This is a genomic window from Streptomyces sp. RG80 (assembly GCF_040446465.1).
In the GTDB taxonomy this organism is placed as follows: Bacteria; Actinomycetota; Actinomycetes; order Streptomycetales; family Streptomycetaceae; genus Streptomyces.
Genome location: NZ_JBEAAJ010000013.1, coordinates 52,091 through 68,917 on the forward strand (window position 1 = coordinate 52,091; position 16,827 = coordinate 68,917).

At 72.9% G+C, this 16,827-nt stretch carries 11 protein-coding genes; 9 read left to right on the forward strand and 2 right to left on the reverse strand.

Annotated elements, in window-relative coordinates; all coding sequences use genetic code 11:
- Positions 1-15: 15 nt before the first annotated feature.
- A complete protein-coding gene (locus ABKA17_RS38195) occupies positions 16-1,437 on the reverse strand; it encodes a hypothetical protein (protein ID WP_353696972.1) in 1,422 nt (473 codons plus the stop codon).
- Between the two features lie 61 nt (positions 1,438-1,498).
- Positions 1,499-1,924 (reverse strand): hypothetical protein, encoded by a 426-nt coding sequence (locus tag ABKA17_RS38200; RefSeq protein WP_353696973.1) that lies wholly within the window; start codon positions 1,922-1,924, stop codon positions 1,499-1,501.
- A gap of 124 nt (positions 1,925-2,048) precedes the next feature.
- Between ABKA17_RS38200 and ABKA17_RS38205 the strand changes: the two genes are divergently transcribed.
- The 9 genes from ABKA17_RS38205 to ABKA17_RS38245 all read left to right on the forward strand — a co-directional run bounded on the left by ABKA17_RS38205 (position 2,049) and on the right by ABKA17_RS38245 (position 16,706).
- Positions 2,049-3,407: a hypothetical protein gene (locus tag ABKA17_RS38205; RefSeq protein WP_353696974.1), complete on the forward strand. Its 1,359-nt coding sequence runs from the start codon at positions 2,049-2,051 to the stop codon at positions 3,405-3,407.
- Positions 3,407-4,759 (forward strand): hypothetical protein, encoded by a 1,353-nt coding sequence (locus ABKA17_RS38210; RefSeq protein ID WP_353696975.1) that lies wholly within the window; start codon positions 3,407-3,409, stop codon positions 4,757-4,759. Before ABKA17_RS38205 ends, ABKA17_RS38210 begins: the two co-directional genes overlap by 1 nt.
- 3 nt (positions 4,760-4,762) lie before the next feature.
- Positions 4,763-7,693 (forward strand): hypothetical protein, encoded by a 2,931-nt coding sequence (locus ABKA17_RS38215; RefSeq protein WP_353696976.1) that lies wholly within the window; start codon positions 4,763-4,765, stop codon positions 7,691-7,693.
- Between the two features lie 232 nt (positions 7,694-7,925).
- Complete coding sequence (locus tag ABKA17_RS38220; RefSeq protein ID WP_353696977.1) at positions 7,926-8,747, forward strand: helix-turn-helix transcriptional regulator; 822 nt, start codon at positions 7,926-7,928, stop codon at positions 8,745-8,747.
- A 494-nt stretch (positions 8,748-9,241) separates the two neighbouring features.
- Positions 9,242-10,075 carry a phytanoyl-CoA dioxygenase family protein gene (locus ABKA17_RS38225; RefSeq protein ID WP_353696978.1) on the forward strand — a complete coding sequence of 278 codons (834 nt, stop codon included), beginning with the start codon at positions 9,242-9,244 and terminating at the stop codon, positions 10,073-10,075.
- The gene (locus ABKA17_RS38230) at positions 10,072-11,193 is read left to right on the forward strand and encodes a zinc-binding dehydrogenase (RefSeq protein WP_353696979.1); all 1,122 of its coding nucleotides are present in this window, start codon (positions 10,072-10,074) and stop codon (positions 11,191-11,193) included. The genes ABKA17_RS38225 and ABKA17_RS38230 overlap by 4 nt, the downstream gene beginning before the upstream one ends.
- Before the next feature lie 22 nt (positions 11,194-11,215).
- On the forward strand, positions 11,216-14,410 hold the full coding sequence (locus ABKA17_RS38235; RefSeq protein WP_353696980.1) for a non-ribosomal peptide synthetase: 3,195 nt from the start codon (positions 11,216-11,218) through the stop codon (positions 14,408-14,410).
- Positions 14,407-15,462 carry a GNAT family N-acetyltransferase gene (locus ABKA17_RS38240; RefSeq protein ID WP_353696981.1) on the forward strand — a complete coding sequence of 352 codons (1,056 nt, stop codon included), beginning with the start codon at positions 14,407-14,409 and terminating at the stop codon, positions 15,460-15,462. Before ABKA17_RS38235 ends, ABKA17_RS38240 begins: the two co-directional genes overlap by 4 nt.
- Positions 15,459-16,706 carry an MFS transporter gene (locus ABKA17_RS38245; protein ID WP_353696982.1) on the forward strand — a complete coding sequence of 416 codons (1,248 nt, stop codon included), beginning with the start codon at positions 15,459-15,461 and terminating at the stop codon, positions 16,704-16,706. Before ABKA17_RS38240 ends, ABKA17_RS38245 begins: the two co-directional genes overlap by 4 nt.
- Positions 16,707-16,827: the final 121 nt, after the last annotated feature.

A 16,827-nucleotide genomic window follows, 5' to 3' on the forward strand; every position in this document is an offset into this window, starting at 1 on the left:
CACGACCAGGTCACGCTAGGCGCGGTGATCGGTCGGTTCCAGCCCTCTGTCCCGGACCACTTCCATCACCGCCTCCGCCACCTCGCCCATGCGGCGCCGGCGGAGGTCGAGGACGGGAGCCGGGTTGGAGAGGCCGTGGGAGGCGAGCAGGTTCATCAGCGGCCAGAGCGCCTCGGAACGGGCCGGGAGTGAGAACTCCCGGCCGTCCCGCCCGATGACCTTGGCCGTGGCGAGGCCCGCGAGGAGGCCGGTGCGCTGCCAGTCGACCGCGTACGACCTGCCGTCCGGGCTGACGCACAGCACCACCTCCTTGGTGTGGTGCAGGACCGCCAGGTAGTCCATCGGCACCGTCAACCGCCGGGCGGCGTCGAACGGGGGTGTGCCGTCCGTCGGCCGGATCCGCAGCACCGTGTCGAGCACCGGTCCGTGGACCTGGAAGGTGGTCCTGCCGCGCATCTCCAGGAACCGCCCACGCGCCAGGTGGCCGCCGTGGCGTGACCAGCGTCGGCCGGCAGTGCCGAACCCCGCCTCCTCGCCCGGAAGTTCGTCCACCAGCAGGCGGGCCTCCTCGCCCGGCTCGGTCACCGGTGCCCGGTCCTCGGGGCAGTCGCGGAATCGGTCGGCCAGGGCGCCGTACCGTGCCGCCGTTCCGGCCTCCAGGAGCCGTAGGTCGATCGTGTCGCCGACCATCTCGACCCCTCCGACCGCGCGCGAGATCCGCATCTGTGCCAGTTGGCGGCCGAGATAGCGGGTCACCTCTGCCGGTCGGCCTTCGAGGTCGATCACCCGGCAGGTTCTGGTGCCGGCCAGCAAAGTGCTGCGCGGCCACAGGACGGTGACCCTGCCGGGGCCCTCGGGGCCTGCGGGACCGGCCGGGTCCACCAGGACGACCAGGCGGCCCGCTGTGATCGCCGACAGACACAGGGGCGGCACCCGCCACTCGCCGGTGACCTCGAACTCCCCATGCCCGGCGGCCCCTTCGGACTCCTCAGCCGCGTGCACGCGCAGCCTCAGCCTGATCTCCGGCATGAACTCCGCGGGCGCGTAGTTGCCGCAGTACGTCGTGAACGTCGCCTCCCCGTCGGGGCTGTACCGCACGAGCGACGCCTCCAGGACGTCCGCCCGCACCAACTGGGCGCCCACCGGGCCCGGTTGGGACCGTGGGGCCCACATCACGAACGTGTCGTCGCCGTAGGAGGGGCGGCCACCCTTCACCGCGTCCCTGCGCGTGATCCCGGGAAACTCCTGCCGTGTGGCGGTGGCGGCCATGACGGGGATCGTCGCGGTGCAGACCCCGCCGATTACGGCCACCAGCCAGCCCCACTCCTCGCCGTCGTGCCAGGCAGCGGCTCCCAAGACGAGAAAGAACGGGAACGCCGCCATGCAGAGCGCCATGAACACGAGATTGCCGACGAACACACTGGTACGGCTGCGCATGGTCTCTCCTTGCTGTGAGCCGTCGGCCTGCACGGAGGGTGGGACGGTGCGTCCGTGAGGGTCACGGGGTCACGCCGTCCCCGGCGTAGAGGTAGCCGCCCGGCCGGGCGGGGTCGGCGATCAGGAGCACCTGGTCGCCGGTGCGCGGGATGCGCAGTTTGGAGACGAGGGTCTGGAGGGAGATCCGGTCGGTGGTTCCGGCCGGCTGGAGGACGAGGTCGACCACCGGGTCGTAGTTGACCAGTCGGCCGGTGTCTGTGATCGAGAGGACGACGGCGGGCGTGGTCGGCACTCCCGCGGCGAGCAACTGCTGGACGTCGTGGCCCGACTGGTACGCGCCGATCGACTGCTGGACCTTGGCGAAGTCCTCCGCGCCGAGGAACGCGCGCGTGGCCCGGCCGTAGAAGCCCTTGCCGCTCGCCACCTTGCCGGCGATCTCGGCGGCTCGCTCCTCGCGGTTCCCGCCACGCTTCCCGAAGATTCCCATGACCGCTTCTCCTTGTGGTGAGCACCGATGTCCGGTGCGGTGCATGGTGAGGACGCTAGGCGGCCCGGAACACCTACCGATCCCAGGTTCGACCGCCTGTTCGTGGACGACGTACTCTCCCCCCATGCCGCCCGCGAGCCAGCCGACCGACGAGCGCCGACCGCGTGCCCTGGTCATCGACCACGCCTGGCGGGCCCTCGGTCCGGGGCTCGAATCGCTGAGCGGCCCCGGCGGGGCGCCGCTCACCCGGACGGTCAAGCTCATCGTGCTGCCGCTGATCGTCAGGCCCGCGCTGCGTCCCGAACTCTCGGCGGACTTCCTCGGACCGGCCGAGGCCGCGCGCCTCGACGCGCTGATCCGGGAGTCCGGCACGCGACTCGCGGCGACGGCACAGTGGTTCACGCTGCTCAAGAAGGCCCGCCGGAAGCTGGGGGTGGTGGCGGGCAACCCACAGGATCTGTACTTCCAGCGGTGCTTCGAGCTGGCGACCGAGCATGGGCCGCCCTCGGCCGGGGCGGACGCGGTGGCCCGGGCCGTGGTCGAGGACGTGGCGGACGCGAGCGGCGGACGTACGGTGCAGGCGCTCAAGGACTGTCTCGCGGACCCCGCCCTACGGGCCCGGCTCGACACCGAGTTGGCCCTCGCCTGGGAAGGGCGTCGGCCGGTCGCGGACGCGACCGAGGCGGTGGCACGGGCGACCGAGGTCCTGGAGGCCTGCGGCACGCCGGAACCGGACTCGCCGGCCTACGCGGCGATGATCGAGGCCGGGCACGGCGCACTGTTCGGCCGAGCCCTGTGGGCGCGCCCGAGCGGCGTCTGGGGCGGCGAGGACCCGCCCGCCCATCTCGGGCTGACCGCGCGACCGGTGCCGTCGCGGCCGGAGGTCGGCCGGGGCGCCTCGACGGCCACGCTGCCCGCACCACTGGACCGCACGCTCTTCGAGCGGCTCTTCGTCGTGCTCCAGTCGTCGGCCCGGCGCGAGGAGTTGCCGACGGTGCCGGAGCTCGTCGGCGGCGAGGTCGGCCGCAGTTGCGCCCCGCTCGGCCTGTACGACGAGAGCTTGCGCGTCACCGTCGTTCTCGGCGGACGGCTCGCGGTGGGCCTCGACCCGTTGGGCGCCGGAAGTGCGTCGGCGGGGAGCACGGCCGCGCACCGTTCCGTCAACAGCCGCTGGCGGCGCGAGGCTTCGGTGCTGCGCGCCCGCAGGATGACCGTGTCTCCGCGCCCCGACCCGGACGGCGGCGCCCTGGACGCCCTCGCCCAGGACCTCCGTACCCCCTGGTTGGCCTACCTGCGGCGGCTGTGGGTGCGGCTGCACGGGCGGGACGTCCACGGCGCCTCGCTGGGGGACCTCGCGTCGGCCTGGGCGGTGCTCGACGGGGTCGCCCGCTCGGTGATGATGGACCACCGCGCCAGAGTCCGGTCGGCACTGCGCGCCCTCTCGGCGACCGCCCTGGACGCGTCCGGACAGAGGAGCGCGTGATGGCGGGCGCCGGGACGGACATCCACGTCGTGCGGGGCGAGGACGGCACGACCCGGGTCACCGCCGGTCCTGCCTTCGGACTCCTCCGGGCCTACGACGATGTGGCCACCGTGGGCCCGGACTTCGGCCGGTCCGTACTGGATGTCGCGGGGGCGGTGCTGTCGTGGCCCGTTCTCGGGGACCCGGGGCTGCCGGTCGCCGAGATCCATGACGTGGGGCGGGCCCAGCAGTGGCTGTGGGCGGTCTACGGCGAGCACACCGCCACCTCCGTGCGCACCGTCGCGGAGGGGGCGCAGGAGCCTTTGACCGTACGGGAGTTGACGGATCGCCCGACCGCTCTCGCGCAGGCCGCCGCCCGGCTCGGCTTCGGCCACTGGGCGGCCCGGTGGTGGCCGGCGTCGTACACGGACGGCATTCCGGCGCTCGAACCGGGCGTACTGGGGCTGGAGTTGGCCGCGCTCACCCACCGGTGTCAGCAGCTCTTCGGCGACCTGGACGATGTCGCCGACCAGCCGGACGACTGCGTGGCCGAACTGGTCGAGGAGCACGGGGGTGCTCTCGACCCGCTGATCCAGTGGTGGCGCGCGACACCCCAAAATTCCGATGCGGCAAGACACTTGGAGGACGTTCTGCGGCTGGTCGACGACGCGGCGGACTGCGCCGGGCTGGACGGACCGGAACTGCGCCGCCTGCGCACGGCCCTCGAAGAGGAACAGGGGCACGAGCCCGGCCGTACCGTCTCCGCCGCCGGTCTGCCCGTCGACCTCGGTGCGCTGTTCGCGGGGCGGGTCGACTACGCCCTCGCGGCGGGTGCCCCGCCGGCCGGTGGTGGGCGGGTGATCGCGCGGGGCTCCGGGACCAATGACTGGCGTCGCTGTCCGCCGGGGTTCGTCGATGCCGCCGAGGACGCGGTGTCCTGGACCGCTCGGGCGCTCGGCGCGCGCCGGCAGATCGAGGTCGAGGTCGTCGCACACGCCACGGCACCCGCCGCGCCCGGTGTACCGCTCGTCGCGGAGGTCCGGGTGGACGGCGGCCGTCCGAACCGGGTGCCCCTCGGCCGCCGGGACGACGTGTGGGCCGGCCGGGCGGACATGGAGCAGCTCCCGGGCTCGCCTCCGTCGTCCGCGACGACGCCGCCGCACATCGAGGTCGGTGTCCTGCTGCCGGGCTTCGACCCGGGCCCCGGGCCCGACGGCCGCGCCGACCGTGACGCGATCCGGGCCCTGGCCCGGCGCCGGTTGGCCGACGCGGCGCAGCCGACGCCGTACGACGGGTCCGGCGCCCGCTCGGGACCCTCGGAACCGTTTCTCGCCGAGATCCTGGCCGCCACCGCCACCGGTGAGGAGTACTGACGGATGCCGGACGAGCACAGCGGCGGACCCGGGACCGACACCGGGCCCGAGACCGGCGCACCGACACCCCTGTACGGAGAGCCGTTCGACAGCGGCTTCGCCCAAGCCCACTCGCACCACATGGCCGCCGAGTTCGAAGCCGCGTACGCCGTCTACGACGAGCTCCTCGCACTCGCCGAGTCCCTGGAGGACTCCCCCGACGTGCGGTTCCTGCGCGCGCATGTGCTGGTCGACCACGGGGCCGTCCTGCTGGGCGCCTCGGACCTGCCGCGGGCCGAGGACGCCGTGGACCGGTCGCGGGCCCTGCTCGACGGCATCGCGTCGGCGCCGATGGGGCCGCGGGGCCGTCAGCTGTGGCTGGAGCTGGTGTTGAGGGCGCTGATGTCCAAGGCCGACGTGCTGCGCAGGACGGGACGTCTGGACGAGGCGTTGGTCTGTCTCGACGAAGCGGCGGCCGTACTGCCCGAGTTCGACGATCCCGATGGACTGCGCGGCGTGGAACTCGGTCTGAACCGGGTGGTTCTGGCGATGGACCGTGGCGAGTGGGGAACGGCGGAGGAGCGGGCCACGCTGCTGCTGTCCGCCACCCCGGCGAGCGCCCCGGAGGTCGTGCCCCGCCTGTTGTCCGCGCTCGGCGTGATCTGTTCCTCGACCGGCCGGTTCGACGCGGCCGAGGACCACTTCGCCCGTGCGGAGGAGGCCTTCAGGGCGTTGGGGGACACCGGTGAGCAGCAGACGATGCTCGCGCACCGGGCGTCCCTCGCGATGGAACGGGGTGAACTCGACCTCGCGGAGCGGTTGTTCACCGAGGCGTCCGCCTTCTTCGAACAGCAGCGGCGGTTCGGCGAGTTGGCCGTCTGTGAGCAGGCCCGGAGCTTTCTCGCCGGTCGGCGCGGCGATGCCGAGGACGCGCACGGCCTCCTGACGGCGAGCCTGCACCGGTTCCAGGAGCTCGGTGCCTCGGTAGCCGCCGCCGACAGCCTGCTGATGGGCGCCCAACAGGCGTACGACCGGGGCGACATCGAGGAGATGAAGCGGCTGGCCCAGGAGGCCCGGGACGTCTATCAGGAGCGGGGAGTCCTCGAGCGCTGCGCGCAGGTCGACCTGATGCTCGCGCGGACCCTGGAGGACAACCTGAACCGGACGGACCACGGCGAACACGAGACCCGGTCCGTCGACACCGCGCTCTCCCTCGCGGTCCCCGCCGCCCTGGCGCTGGCCGCCGCCCGGCACGACTTCGTCACCGCCCACGCGCGCAGCCAGTGGCTGCAACTGGCGGACGACGCCATGCGGTTGGCCTTCCGTCTCGCCGTCCGCCGCCAGGACCAGGGGCTCCTCTTCGAACTGGTGGAACACCGCTGCGCGGGCGCCGCCCTGGCCCTGAGCACCGCGCCGGGTTCCGTGCCGCCCTCCGAGGAGTCCTCGCCGGTCTTCCCCGACGCGGGCATGAAGACGTACGGCGACGTTCGCGGCGACGGCGACAGCGGGGCGATGACGCTCGGTGGTGCGGCGGCGGAGGCGGCCGCCTCGGCCGGACTGCGGGTCGCGCCGCCGCCGAAGGTGCGTATGTCGGCGGAGACCGGCCGGATCGCGCTCCAGGAGTACATCGCGGCGGCCGAGTTCCGTTATCGCCGGCGGATCGTGGACGAGGACGAGGTTCCGTTCTGGTTCACCGACGACCTGACGAACCGCCCGGTGGTCCAGGTCCGGCTGGCCGACGCGGGCGACCTGTTCATGACCTGGACGTGGGCCGGCGGTGCCCGGGGGTTCGGCACCGGCTGGGCTCCCGCCGCCGAAGCCGACCGGGCCGTGGGCGAGTTGGCCGCCGCGTTGCCCGGGGAGGGCGCGGCGGGGATGCGGCGGGCGTTCGAGTCGGGTGGGCTGGCCGAGCCCCGCGCCGAGCGGCTGCTCGCCCGGACGCTGGCCGAGGCGCTGTGGCCGGAGGGTCTGACGGCGCAGATTCGCCAGGTGTCGGAACACGCGGGCCGCCCGCTGGTACGTATCCAGCCGTCGCCCCGGGTCGCCCAGGTCCCCTGGGAACTGCTGGCCGTCGACGACGAGTCCGACGTCCGGCTCATCGATCTGGCGGACGTGGTGACCACCACGGCGACGTCGTTGCGACGACAGAGTACTTCCCCGAGCCGGGCACAGCAGGATGGCCCGGTCGTCCTCGTCCTCGACCCCCGGGTGCCGGGATTCCGCGCCGACTCCCCGCTCGGCTCGGTCCTGGGGCCGCCCGGCTCGGACCCGGAGCTGCTGGAACTGGTCAGGGCGCGGCTGGACACGGGTGCCGTCGAACCGCCCCTCGACACCCCGACGGCGGCGTTCCGGCGCACCGACCTGGACCGGGACTGGCTGAGCGGGGTGCTCCGCGAGGGGGCGCGCAGACTGCTGTACGTCGGGCACGTCAGCGGGGCGCCCGTCGAGGGCGGGCAGAGCGAGGACGGCACCCTCCACCTGTGTTGCGGTCCGCTGAGCGAGGGTCTGGCCGAGCCGGTCCGTACCCATCGGCCCCTGTCGGCCAAGGACCTCCTGCTGGGCACGCTCCCGCTGCGGGCGGAGGGGGAGCCGGGGGCGCGCGTCTGGCCGGCGCCGCCGCGGGTCGCCCTGATCGGCTGTGAGAGCGGCGGCGATCTGCGGTTCGCCGAGTCGTTCGGACTGGCCACGGCGATGATCCACAACGGTGCCGAGCTGGTCACCGCGACCCGCTGGGTGCTGCCGACCAGCCTGGCGTTCCACCGGCTCGCCGGTGTGCCCGAGTCGGTGCGTCCGCTGTCGGAGGCGATCGTCGCCGTCGACACCGCGCACGAGGACCCCGACCCCGTGCACCGACTCGGCCGCTGGCAACGCGAACAGCTCGACCGCTGGCGCGCCGACGGCCGGATCGAGCACGCGCCCCTGTTGTGGGCGGCGATGACCTGCATCGTCGTCTGACCGCGAACGGCGCCCCCGCGGCCGATCTCGTATGACAAGACGACCCCTTGAGGTTGCCTGACGGCAACCCTATGGTTACGCAGGGCCTGGCGAGGCAGCCGGGCCACGGAGCATCACGTCACCGACGCCGTGAGCTGGGGGGCTCGGCGATGGGGCGGACATGCACCGACAGGACTACACAAGCGCGCGTCAGAACGTGGCGGCCCCCTCTCCCGAAGTGGCTCTCAGGGAGATGCTGGACTCTCAACAACGGTCCCTGGAACGGCATTTCTCGGAAGTCCAGCAAGCCCGCAGTCTTTTCTCCGAGATCGTCGACCAATTGGCGACCGCCCGCGTCGGAGAGACGGATCTGGCTCAGGCCACCGTACTGAACGGGCCGGCGGAGATATCCCGTGCGCTGGAAGAGGCCGTGGGGCTGGCCCGCGCCGAGGTGATCGGAATGCATCCGGGCATTCCTATTTCTCCGGAACGGCTCGCGGAGGGCCGTATCCGGAACAAGAAACTCCTGGACCGCGGTGTCGCCATGCGTTCCATGCATCTGACGGCGATGCTGCGCACCTCGTTCGGACCGGCTCATCTGCGGGATCTGGAAAACGCCGGAGCAAGTGTCCGTATAGCCGCGGTACTTCCGGTGCGCCTCGTTATCGCGGACCGGCGGGTGGCCCTGGTGTCGACCCCTTCCATGGAACAGTCAGGGTCTGCCGTGCGGCTGGAATGCGGCGCCTTCCTGGAGATCCTGATCCGGTTCTTCGATCACCTCTGGGACCACGAGGCCGTCCCCCTCTCCCCCGTCGTGGAAGACGAGACGGAGGCGGCGGACGAGGCGGCCGAGGAGGGCTGCGGCGACCGGCTGACCGTCCGGGAGCAGGCCCTGCTGCGGCTCATGGCCAAGGGGCTCAAGGACGAGGCCATCGCTCGTGACCTGGGCGTCTCACCTCGTACGCTGCGCCGGCTCATCGCGGACCTGATGCGGCGCCTGGACTGCGAGAGCCGCTTCCAGGCCGGCGTGGAGGCCACGGCCCGCGGCTGGCTGGACGTTGCCCCGCACGACTGACAGCACGACCTGCCAGCGCGCCTCCCCTTCCCCCGACTCTCTTCCTCACCCCGGCGGCTCTCGGAGCCCCCGGGGTGTTCTGCATGCGGTCCCGGCCGTCGGTGGCCGAGGGGTGACCTGGAGTGGCCATGGCCGCACGAGGTCAACCCGGATCCCTGGACGCGGCCCCGGCCGTCGGCCAGCATTTCGATCGCAAGATGCGCACGCCACGCAATAAGCGGCGGGCGCGGCAAGCAATACGACAGCCAAAGGGGAACTGCCGTGGATCAGCGCAGGAAGAACACCAAGAAGTCCGTGTGGGTGGCGACCGCCGGGCTCGCCCTGGCACTTTTCGCCGTGGCCGTTCCGCTGTCTTCCGGATCTCCCGCCGGAGGCGATGTTCGGGCCGCCGAGCCGTCGGCCGTTCTGCTCGACACTTCGTGGCCTGTCCCGACGCCGTAACACCACGAAAACGTATCGGGCAGAGCAGAAAACGAAGGTGGAGGGGGAGACAGATGCTTCTCAGTGAGGAACAGGTCCGACATTACCGGGAACGGGGATTCGTCGTCGTCGACTCCCTGTTCGGCCCCGAGCAGGTGGAGTCGCTGCGCGAGTCCTTCCGTCGGGACGGCGAGATTCCCGGCGAGCACCGCATCGTCGAGGACGACGGACGCGCCGTCCGGGCCGTATACGCCTCCCATCGGCGGCAGCCGGAGTTCGCGGCCCTGGTGCGGCACCCGGGGGTTCTCGGGCCCGTGCGCCAGCTGCTGGAAGCGGAGGTCTACGTCTACCAGTTCAAGATCAACGCCAAGCCGGCCATGGGCGGCGGCGGTTGGGCCTGGCACCAGGACTTCGCGGCGTGGCGCATCGCCGACAACCTGCTCGCCCCGCGCCTGGTGAACGTGGGCGTGTTCCTCGACGACGTCACGGAGTTCAACGGGCCGGTCATCTTCGTGCCCGGCTCCCACCGCGACGGTCTCGTCCGCGACGGCCGGAGCCAGGCGAGCGCCCGCTCCGCACAGCACCTGGACCCCGACGACATCGCGCTCAAGCCCGCCGACATGGTGGCGCTCGCCGCCGAGCACGGCATGGACAGCCCCAAGGGCGCCGCGGGTTCGGTGATCTTCTTCGATCCGGAGATCGTGCACGGCTCCGCGCCCAACATGTCTCCGTTCGACCGCAGGCTGCTGATCCTCACCTACAACGACGTGACCAACGAGCCCCGTCCACTGGGCGAGCCCCGGCCGGACTATGTCGTGTGCCGGGACACCACTCCCCTCCGCGTCCTCGACGACGCGCACGACACGGATGACGTGCCCGTCCTCGCGGGCGTCGGGGAGGCGGTGTGACCGAGCACGGACGCAGCCGTGCCGTGGTGCTGGAGGAGTTCGGACGCCCGCTCGCCCTGCGCGACTTCGAGCTGCCGGCGCCGCCCGCGGACGGCATGGTCGTCGCCGGCCGGTACGGCGGGGTCTGCGGCACGGATCTGCACCTCCGCCAGGGCCATCTGCCGGTACCGGTCCCGCTGGTCCTCGGCCACGAGGGGCTCGGCACCGTGCACGAACTCGCCCCCGGCACCCATGTCGACGCCGCGGGCGCGCCCCTCGCCGTGGGCGACGAGGTGATGTGGGCGTCCTCGCTGGCCTGCGGCACCTGCCCGCCCTGCCGGCTGCACCGCGAGCCGACGCTGTGCGAGCAGCGCCGTACCTACGGGGTGAACCGGCCGGCCAACGGGGCGTATCCGCTCGCCGGTTCGTGGGCCGACCACATCGTGCTGCACCCCGGCACCACCGTAATCAAAGTCCCGGACGGGGTGGGGGCGTCGGCGGCGATGTCGCTGGCCTGCGCGGGGCCGACCATGGTGCACGCCTTCTACGAGCGCAGGCCGGTCCGGGTCGGTGAGACGGTCGTCGTCCAGGGCTCCGGTCCCGTCGGGCTCGCCGCCGCCGCGCTCGCCCAACTCGCCGGAGCCGCCCGGGTGATCCTCGTCGGCGGTCCCGCGCACCGGCTGGAGCTCGCGGCCCGGGCGGGCATCGGCGACCACCACGTCAACCTGGTCGAGGCGGCCGACACCGACACCGCGCTCGCGGAGGTGCGACGGCTCACGGGCGGGGCCGGCGCGGACCTCGTCGTCGAGTGCACGGGGGTGCCCGCGGCGGTTGGGCAGGGGCTCGGGCTGGCGCGGCGCGGTGGCTCGTACCTGATCGTCGGTCAGTACACCGACAGCGGCGACACCCTGATCAACCCGCACCAGATCGTGTACCGGCAGCTCGACGTCGTCGGTTCCTGGGCGTTCACCGGCGCCCATCTCGTGGAGTACGTACGGCTGTTGCCCGCGCTGACGCGCCGGTTCGCGCTGGCGGACCTGGTGACGGAGTACCCGCTGGCGGAGCACGAGCGGGCGCTCGCGGCCGTCGCGGACGGCTCGGTGATGAAGGCGGTTCTGGCCGGCGGCGACCGGTTCTGACGGGGCGGACGGGGAGAGGGCGATGACGACGACAGCATCCGTACGGGCGGGAGCGCACCGGCGGCTCACGGCGGACACGGTCGTGGAGCTGGTGGTACGGCAGGCCGGGCGGCATCCGGAGGCGGTGGCCGTACGCCACGGCGACCAGAGCCTGACGTACGGCCGACTCCTGGCGGCGGCCGCCGGGATGGCGGCGACGCTGGTGGACGAGCACGGGGTGGCGGCCGGGCTGCGGGTGGGTCTCGCCACCCGGCGCGGGATTCCGCAGATGGTGTCCGTCCTCGCGATCCTCATGGCGGGCGGCTGCTATGTGCCGCTGGATCCGGCACTGCCCGAGCAGCGGCTGCGGGGCATGATCGAGGACGCCGGGCTGGCACTGCTGGTGAGCGACGACGCGTACACCGGCCCCCGGCCGCCCGGCGCCGTGCTCGCGGCACCGCGGCTCTCCGATGCGAGCGCGCCCGCCGATTCGGGCCGGTTCCGGCCGCGCGGCTCGTCCGAGGCGTATGTGCTGTTCACCTCGGGGTCCACCGGCAGGCCCAAGGGTGTGGTGATGCCGCACCGTCCGCTGGTCAATCTCGTCGAGTGGCAGCGGGCCTCCTCGACCGCGGGTCTCGGCACCCGCACCCTTCAGTTCGCGCCGATCGGCTTCGACGTGTCCTTCCAGGAGATTTTCTCGACCTGGTGCAGCGGCGGCGAGCTGGTGCTCATCGGGGAGCAGGACCGGCGCGACCCGGCCCGGGTCCTGGAGCTGGCCCACCGCCACGGTGTGCAGCGGATCTTCGTGCCGTTCGCCGTCCTTCAGTCCATGGCGGACTGGGCGTTCGACGGCGACCAGGAGCTGCCGCGCCTGGAGGAGATCATCACCGCGGGCGAGCAGCCGATCGTCACCCCCGCCCTGGAGCGCTTCGTCGAGCTCACCGGCGGCCCCAGCCTGGCCAACCAGTACGGGCCGACGGAGACCCATGCGGCGACCCAGAGCGTGCTGCGCGGCGACCCTCGGGACTGGCCGCGGGTGCCGCCGCTCGGTGAGGTGCTGGACAACTGCTCGGTCCTGCTCCTCGACGACTCCCTCACGCCCGTGCCCGAGGGCACCGAGGGCGAGATCTGCGTCGCGGGGATCTCCCTCGCCGACGGATACGCGATCGACGACGACCGCACCCGCGGCCGGTTCGTCCCGGTCACCCACCTCGACGGAGTGCAACGGCTGTACCGGACAGGGGACTTCGGGATCGTCGAGGACGGTGTCCTGCTCTACCGGGGCCGCCGCGACGACCAGGTGAAGATCAGCGGCCACCGCATCGAGATGGGCGAGGTCGAGGCCGCCGTGTCGGCGCACCCCGAGGTCGGCCAGGTGGCGGTGGTCCCCGTCGGCGACGGACCCGGCAACCGCCATCTGGTGGCCTTCGTCGTGGCCCGCCGCGGCACGGCACCGGACGAGGACGGGCTGCGGGCCTTCACCGCACGGCTGCTGCCCGCGCACGCCGTACCCCGGCGCTTCCTGCCGGCCGAGGCGCTGCCCCGTACCGCCACCAACAAGGTGGACCGCCGGGCCCTCGCCGCGCGGGCCGCCCCCGACCCCGATCCCAGCGGCGCGGACGAGCGGCCGCCGGGAGTCCGGGAGACCGTACGCGCGGTGTGGCAGCGGACCCTGGGCACGGTGGTCCCCGACGGCGCTCAGTTCTTCGCCGTGGGCGGCGACTCGCTCACCGCGGTCCGCCTGGTCGTCGAGCTCAACAAGCACTTCGCGCGGAAGATCTCCGTCGGCGATCTGCTGCTGAGCCCGGAGTTCGAGAGCTGCGTCGCCTTCTTCGAGGCCGTCGGGACCACCGACGACTTCCGGCCCCCCGCCACCACGTCCGGCGTGACCCCGGGTGCGTGGCTGCCGGTCGCCCTCACCCAGGCCCATCGCATGAACCGCGAGGCCTGGCGGGCCCGGCACGGGCTGCCGAGCATCAGCAACGTCCCCATGGCGTACCACCTCCAGGGCCCCCTGGACGCGACGGCGCTGCAAGCCGCGTTGCGGTACTTCGTCACCCGGCACCCGGCTCTCGCCCTGGAGATCGACGAGACCCCCGGCGCCCACCGCCAGCGCCTCACCGACTGGTCGCCCACGCTGCGACGCGTACGGATCGACCCCCAACTGACTGCCGAGGCCGCCCGGAAGCAGGCGCTGGACCTCGTCCAGGAGGACGCGGAGCGCCCCTTCGTCCGGCACGGCACGGCGTACGACGGACTGCTGCGGGCGACGCTGATCCAGGTCGCCGAGCGGGAGCACCATCTGTTCCTGTGCGCCGACCACATCGTGTTCGACGGCTGGTCGGTGGGGGTCCTCAACGAGGATCTGGCCGTCTGCTACCGCGCGGCCCTGCGCGGCGAGGCGCCCCCGCCGGCCGACCCCGATCTGACGTTCCTGCACTGGGCCCGCGCGGAGCACGCCTGGCTGGGCGAGGACCTGGCCGCGACCCTCCGCACGGACTTCGCGCGGCAGCCCTGGGCGCCCGAGGACCCGGCCGCGGCCCTGCTCTATCCCGGCATCGAGCCCGGTCCGCCCGCGCACTACGCCCAGGAGACCCTGATCCGCAGGCGGCTCGACGCGGAGCGCACGGCGACCGTGCACGGGCTCGCCCGGAGCACCGGGCACCCGATGGGTTCCGTGCTCACCGCGCTCTACGCGACCGCGTTCGCCCGCTGGTCGGGGCGGTCCGAGGTCGCCCTGGTGTCGACGTTCGCCAACCGGACCGTCCCGGACGCGGACCGTTCCGTGGGCTTCTTCGCCAACAACGTCCCGGTGTTCCTCGGCCGCGCCGCCGGTCTGCCGCCCGCCGAGATGATCGACCGCGCCGCCCGCGAGGTGGGTCGCGCGGCCCAACGGGAGGCGGTGCCCTTCCCGTTCTGGCTCGCGACGATGCTGCCCGGCCACGAGGACCTCGCGGGCAGCGCGCGCTACGCGTTCCTGAACGTCCGCAGCCAGGACCGCTCGGGCCTGGACCGGCTGGAGCTCGACGGGGTGACCTCGCGGGCGGTGCGCGTCGACATCAGGCTGACGCCGTCCTTCGCGCTCGGCCTCAGGGCCGGCGACAACGGCGACGACATCGCCCTCGAACTCGCCTTCCTGCCCGGCCTCGTCACCCCCGAACGCGCCGAGGCGCTCATGGCGGAGCTGGAGGACACCGTGGACCGGACCGGACACACGGCAGGAGGGGAGCGCCGGTGATCCTCACCGAAGTCGACGACCTGGCCGCCGACAAGGAGTGGCTGCGGCTGTGGCGGTCGGACGATCACCAGCACGCCAACTACACCGTCACCTCGCTCGCGGTCGGCGCCGCGCACTACACCCGCCTCTACTACCTCCCCGCGGAACACGACGTCAGCGAGTACCGCCCGTGCGCCGAGCGGTTCGTCCCGCACCATCTGCTGGCGGCCGGACCCGACGGCCCGGTGGCCGGGCTCGCGCTCACCGTCGAGGTGCTCCCCGGACGGCACCGGCTGTCCGCCTACGGGCGGCCGCTGATGCTGGTCGAGGACCGCACGGCACCCGCCCGGCTGCGCCGCCAGGCCGCCGCCGCGATCCACACCCGACTCCAGGAACTCACCGAGCGGTACGGCGCCGAGCGCTACCACGCCAGGGACTACCTGGTCGGCGGGGAGATCTCGCCGCTGACCGAGGTGATGCTCCGGCACGGTGGCGTCAGCCGGCACCACTTCACCCAGACCGTCGACCTGCGCCCACCCGCCGAGGAGCGGTTCGCCGAACTGCGCAAGAACTTCCGCAAGATCCTGCGCAGGGACCGCGACGGCTTCGCCCTGGAGGTGGTGACCGCGCGCGAGGTGACCGACGCCCACCTGGACGAGTTCGTCCGGCTGCATCTGGAGTTCTTCGGCAAGACCCTGCGGACGCGGGCCTCCTGGGAGTCGATCCTGGCCTCGGTCCGTGCCGACGAGGGGTTCATGGTGGTCGGCCGGCAGGACGACAGGCCGGTGTCGATGGCCTACTTCGCCGTGTCGGACCGGTACTGCCTGTACGCCTCGGGCGTCAACGAGGCCGCGAGCTACGGCAGCGGACTCAGCCACCGGGTGCTGTGGCAGGCGATGGAACACGCCCGCGCTCTCGGCTGCGCTCACTTCGAGCTCGGCGAGCAGCTCTACCCGGGCATGTATCCCGAACTGCCGGAGAAGTTCCGGGCGATCGGCCACTTCAAGGCGGGCTTCAGCAACACCACGGCCGCCCGGCTGGACGTGTTCTCCGCGCCGCTGGAGGCACCGTGACCGGCAGGCCCCGGCGGTCCGAACTCGTCCTGCACACCGTCACCCTCGTCAATGCCCTCGGCAACGGTCTCTTCACGGTCGCCGGCACCCTGTTCTTCGTCCAGGTCCTGGACCTGTCGCCGCTCCGGATGGGCGCGGGCCTGGCCGTCGCGGCCGCCCTCGGGCTCGCCGCCAGTGTGCCGGTGAGCCGGGCCCTGGACGGCCGCTCGCTGCGCGCCGCCTACAGCGCGCTGCTGGTGGTCCAGGCCGTGGCCATGGCGCTGCTGCCGGCGGCCCGCTCGTTCGTGGTGTTCGTCGCCGTCCTCGCGCTGGGGGCCGCCGGGCAGAAGAGCGCCCGCGCGGTGAACAACGCGCTCATCGGCCGGGTGGCGGGTGCCCGCCGGGCCGAAGTCCGCGCCGTCTCGCGGTCCGTGAACAACATCGGGACCGCCGGCGGGGCCCTGCTGTCCTCGGCGGCCGTGGTCAGCGGCACCGACCGCGCCTACGAACTCCTGGTGTACGCCGACGCGGTGACCTTCCTGCTGGCCGCCGCGCTGGTCCCCGCGGTACGCACCGCGGGCCGACTGTCCACAGCCACGGCCAAGGCCACCGGAATCGGAGCCGGCGGGCACAGCCGGTACGGCTCGGCGCTGCGCGACTCCCGCTACGCGGCGGTCACGCTGGCCGACGGCGTCATGTGCCTGGAGTACTTCGTCATCACCCTGGTGCTCCCGCTGTGGGTGGTCGAGCACACCGCCGCGCCGCGGGCCGTCGTCCCCGCGCTCTTCGCGCTCAACATGCTGCTGGTGGCCGCCTTCCAGATCCGGGTCAGCCGCCGGGCCCGTACGATCCCGACGGCCGCCCGGGCGGTACGGGTCTCCGGCGCGATCTTCCTGGTCAGCCTGGCCGCGCTGCCCGCCGCCGGGCACGTGGCCGCCGTACCGGCCGTGGTCCTGCTGGTGGTCGGCGTCGGGCTGCACACCGTCGGCGAGCTGTATCACGCGGCGGGCGCCTCGGAGCTGAGCTACGCGCTGGCGCCGGAGGACCGGATGACCGAGTACCAGGGCGTGTTCGGGCTCGGCATGGGAGTGGCGGAGATCGTCGCCCCGTACGTCCTCGTCGTCGCCTGTCTGGAGGGCGGCTGGGCCGGCTGGGCCGGGCTCGCGGTCCTGCTGGCCGCGACCGGCGCGACCCTGCCGTACCTGGCCTCCCGGCCCTCGAAGAGCCCCGCGCACCCGCCGACCCGGCAACCGGTCGCCTCCTGACCCGGCCGGGAACCCGGCCGCCGCTTTCTCTCCCGTCCCCGACCTCGGGCACCCGACTGCCCTTTCACGCCCGTTACCTCCATTTTTGTGGCTATACGCCACCACACCGGATCGAGGTGTC

Excerpts from the sequence above, each read along its gene's own strand:
- ABKA17_RS38195 (WP_353696972.1), bottom strand. The coding sequence starts at position 1,437 with ATGCGCAGCCGTACCAGTGTGTTCGTCGGCAATCTCGTGTTCATGGCG.
- ABKA17_RS38200 (WP_353696973.1), bottom strand. The coding sequence starts at position 1,924 with ATGGGAATCTTCGGGAAGCGTGGCGGGAACCGCGAGGAGCGAGCCGCC.
- ABKA17_RS38205 (WP_353696974.1), top strand. The coding sequence starts at position 2,049 with ATGCCGCCCGCGAGCCAGCCGACCGACGAGCGCCGACCGCGTGCCCTG.
- ABKA17_RS38210 (WP_353696975.1), top strand. The coding sequence starts at position 3,407 with ATGGCGGGCGCCGGGACGGACATCCACGTCGTGCGGGGCGAGGACGGC.
- ABKA17_RS38215 (WP_353696976.1), top strand. The coding sequence starts at position 4,763 with ATGCCGGACGAGCACAGCGGCGGACCCGGGACCGACACCGGGCCCGAG.
- ABKA17_RS38220 (WP_353696977.1), top strand. The coding sequence starts at position 7,926 with ATGCTGGACTCTCAACAACGGTCCCTGGAACGGCATTTCTCGGAAGTC.
- ABKA17_RS38225 (WP_353696978.1), top strand. The coding sequence starts at position 9,242 with ATGCTTCTCAGTGAGGAACAGGTCCGACATTACCGGGAACGGGGATTC.
- ABKA17_RS38235 (WP_353696980.1), top strand. The coding sequence starts at position 11,216 with ATGACGACGACAGCATCCGTACGGGCGGGAGCGCACCGGCGGCTCACG.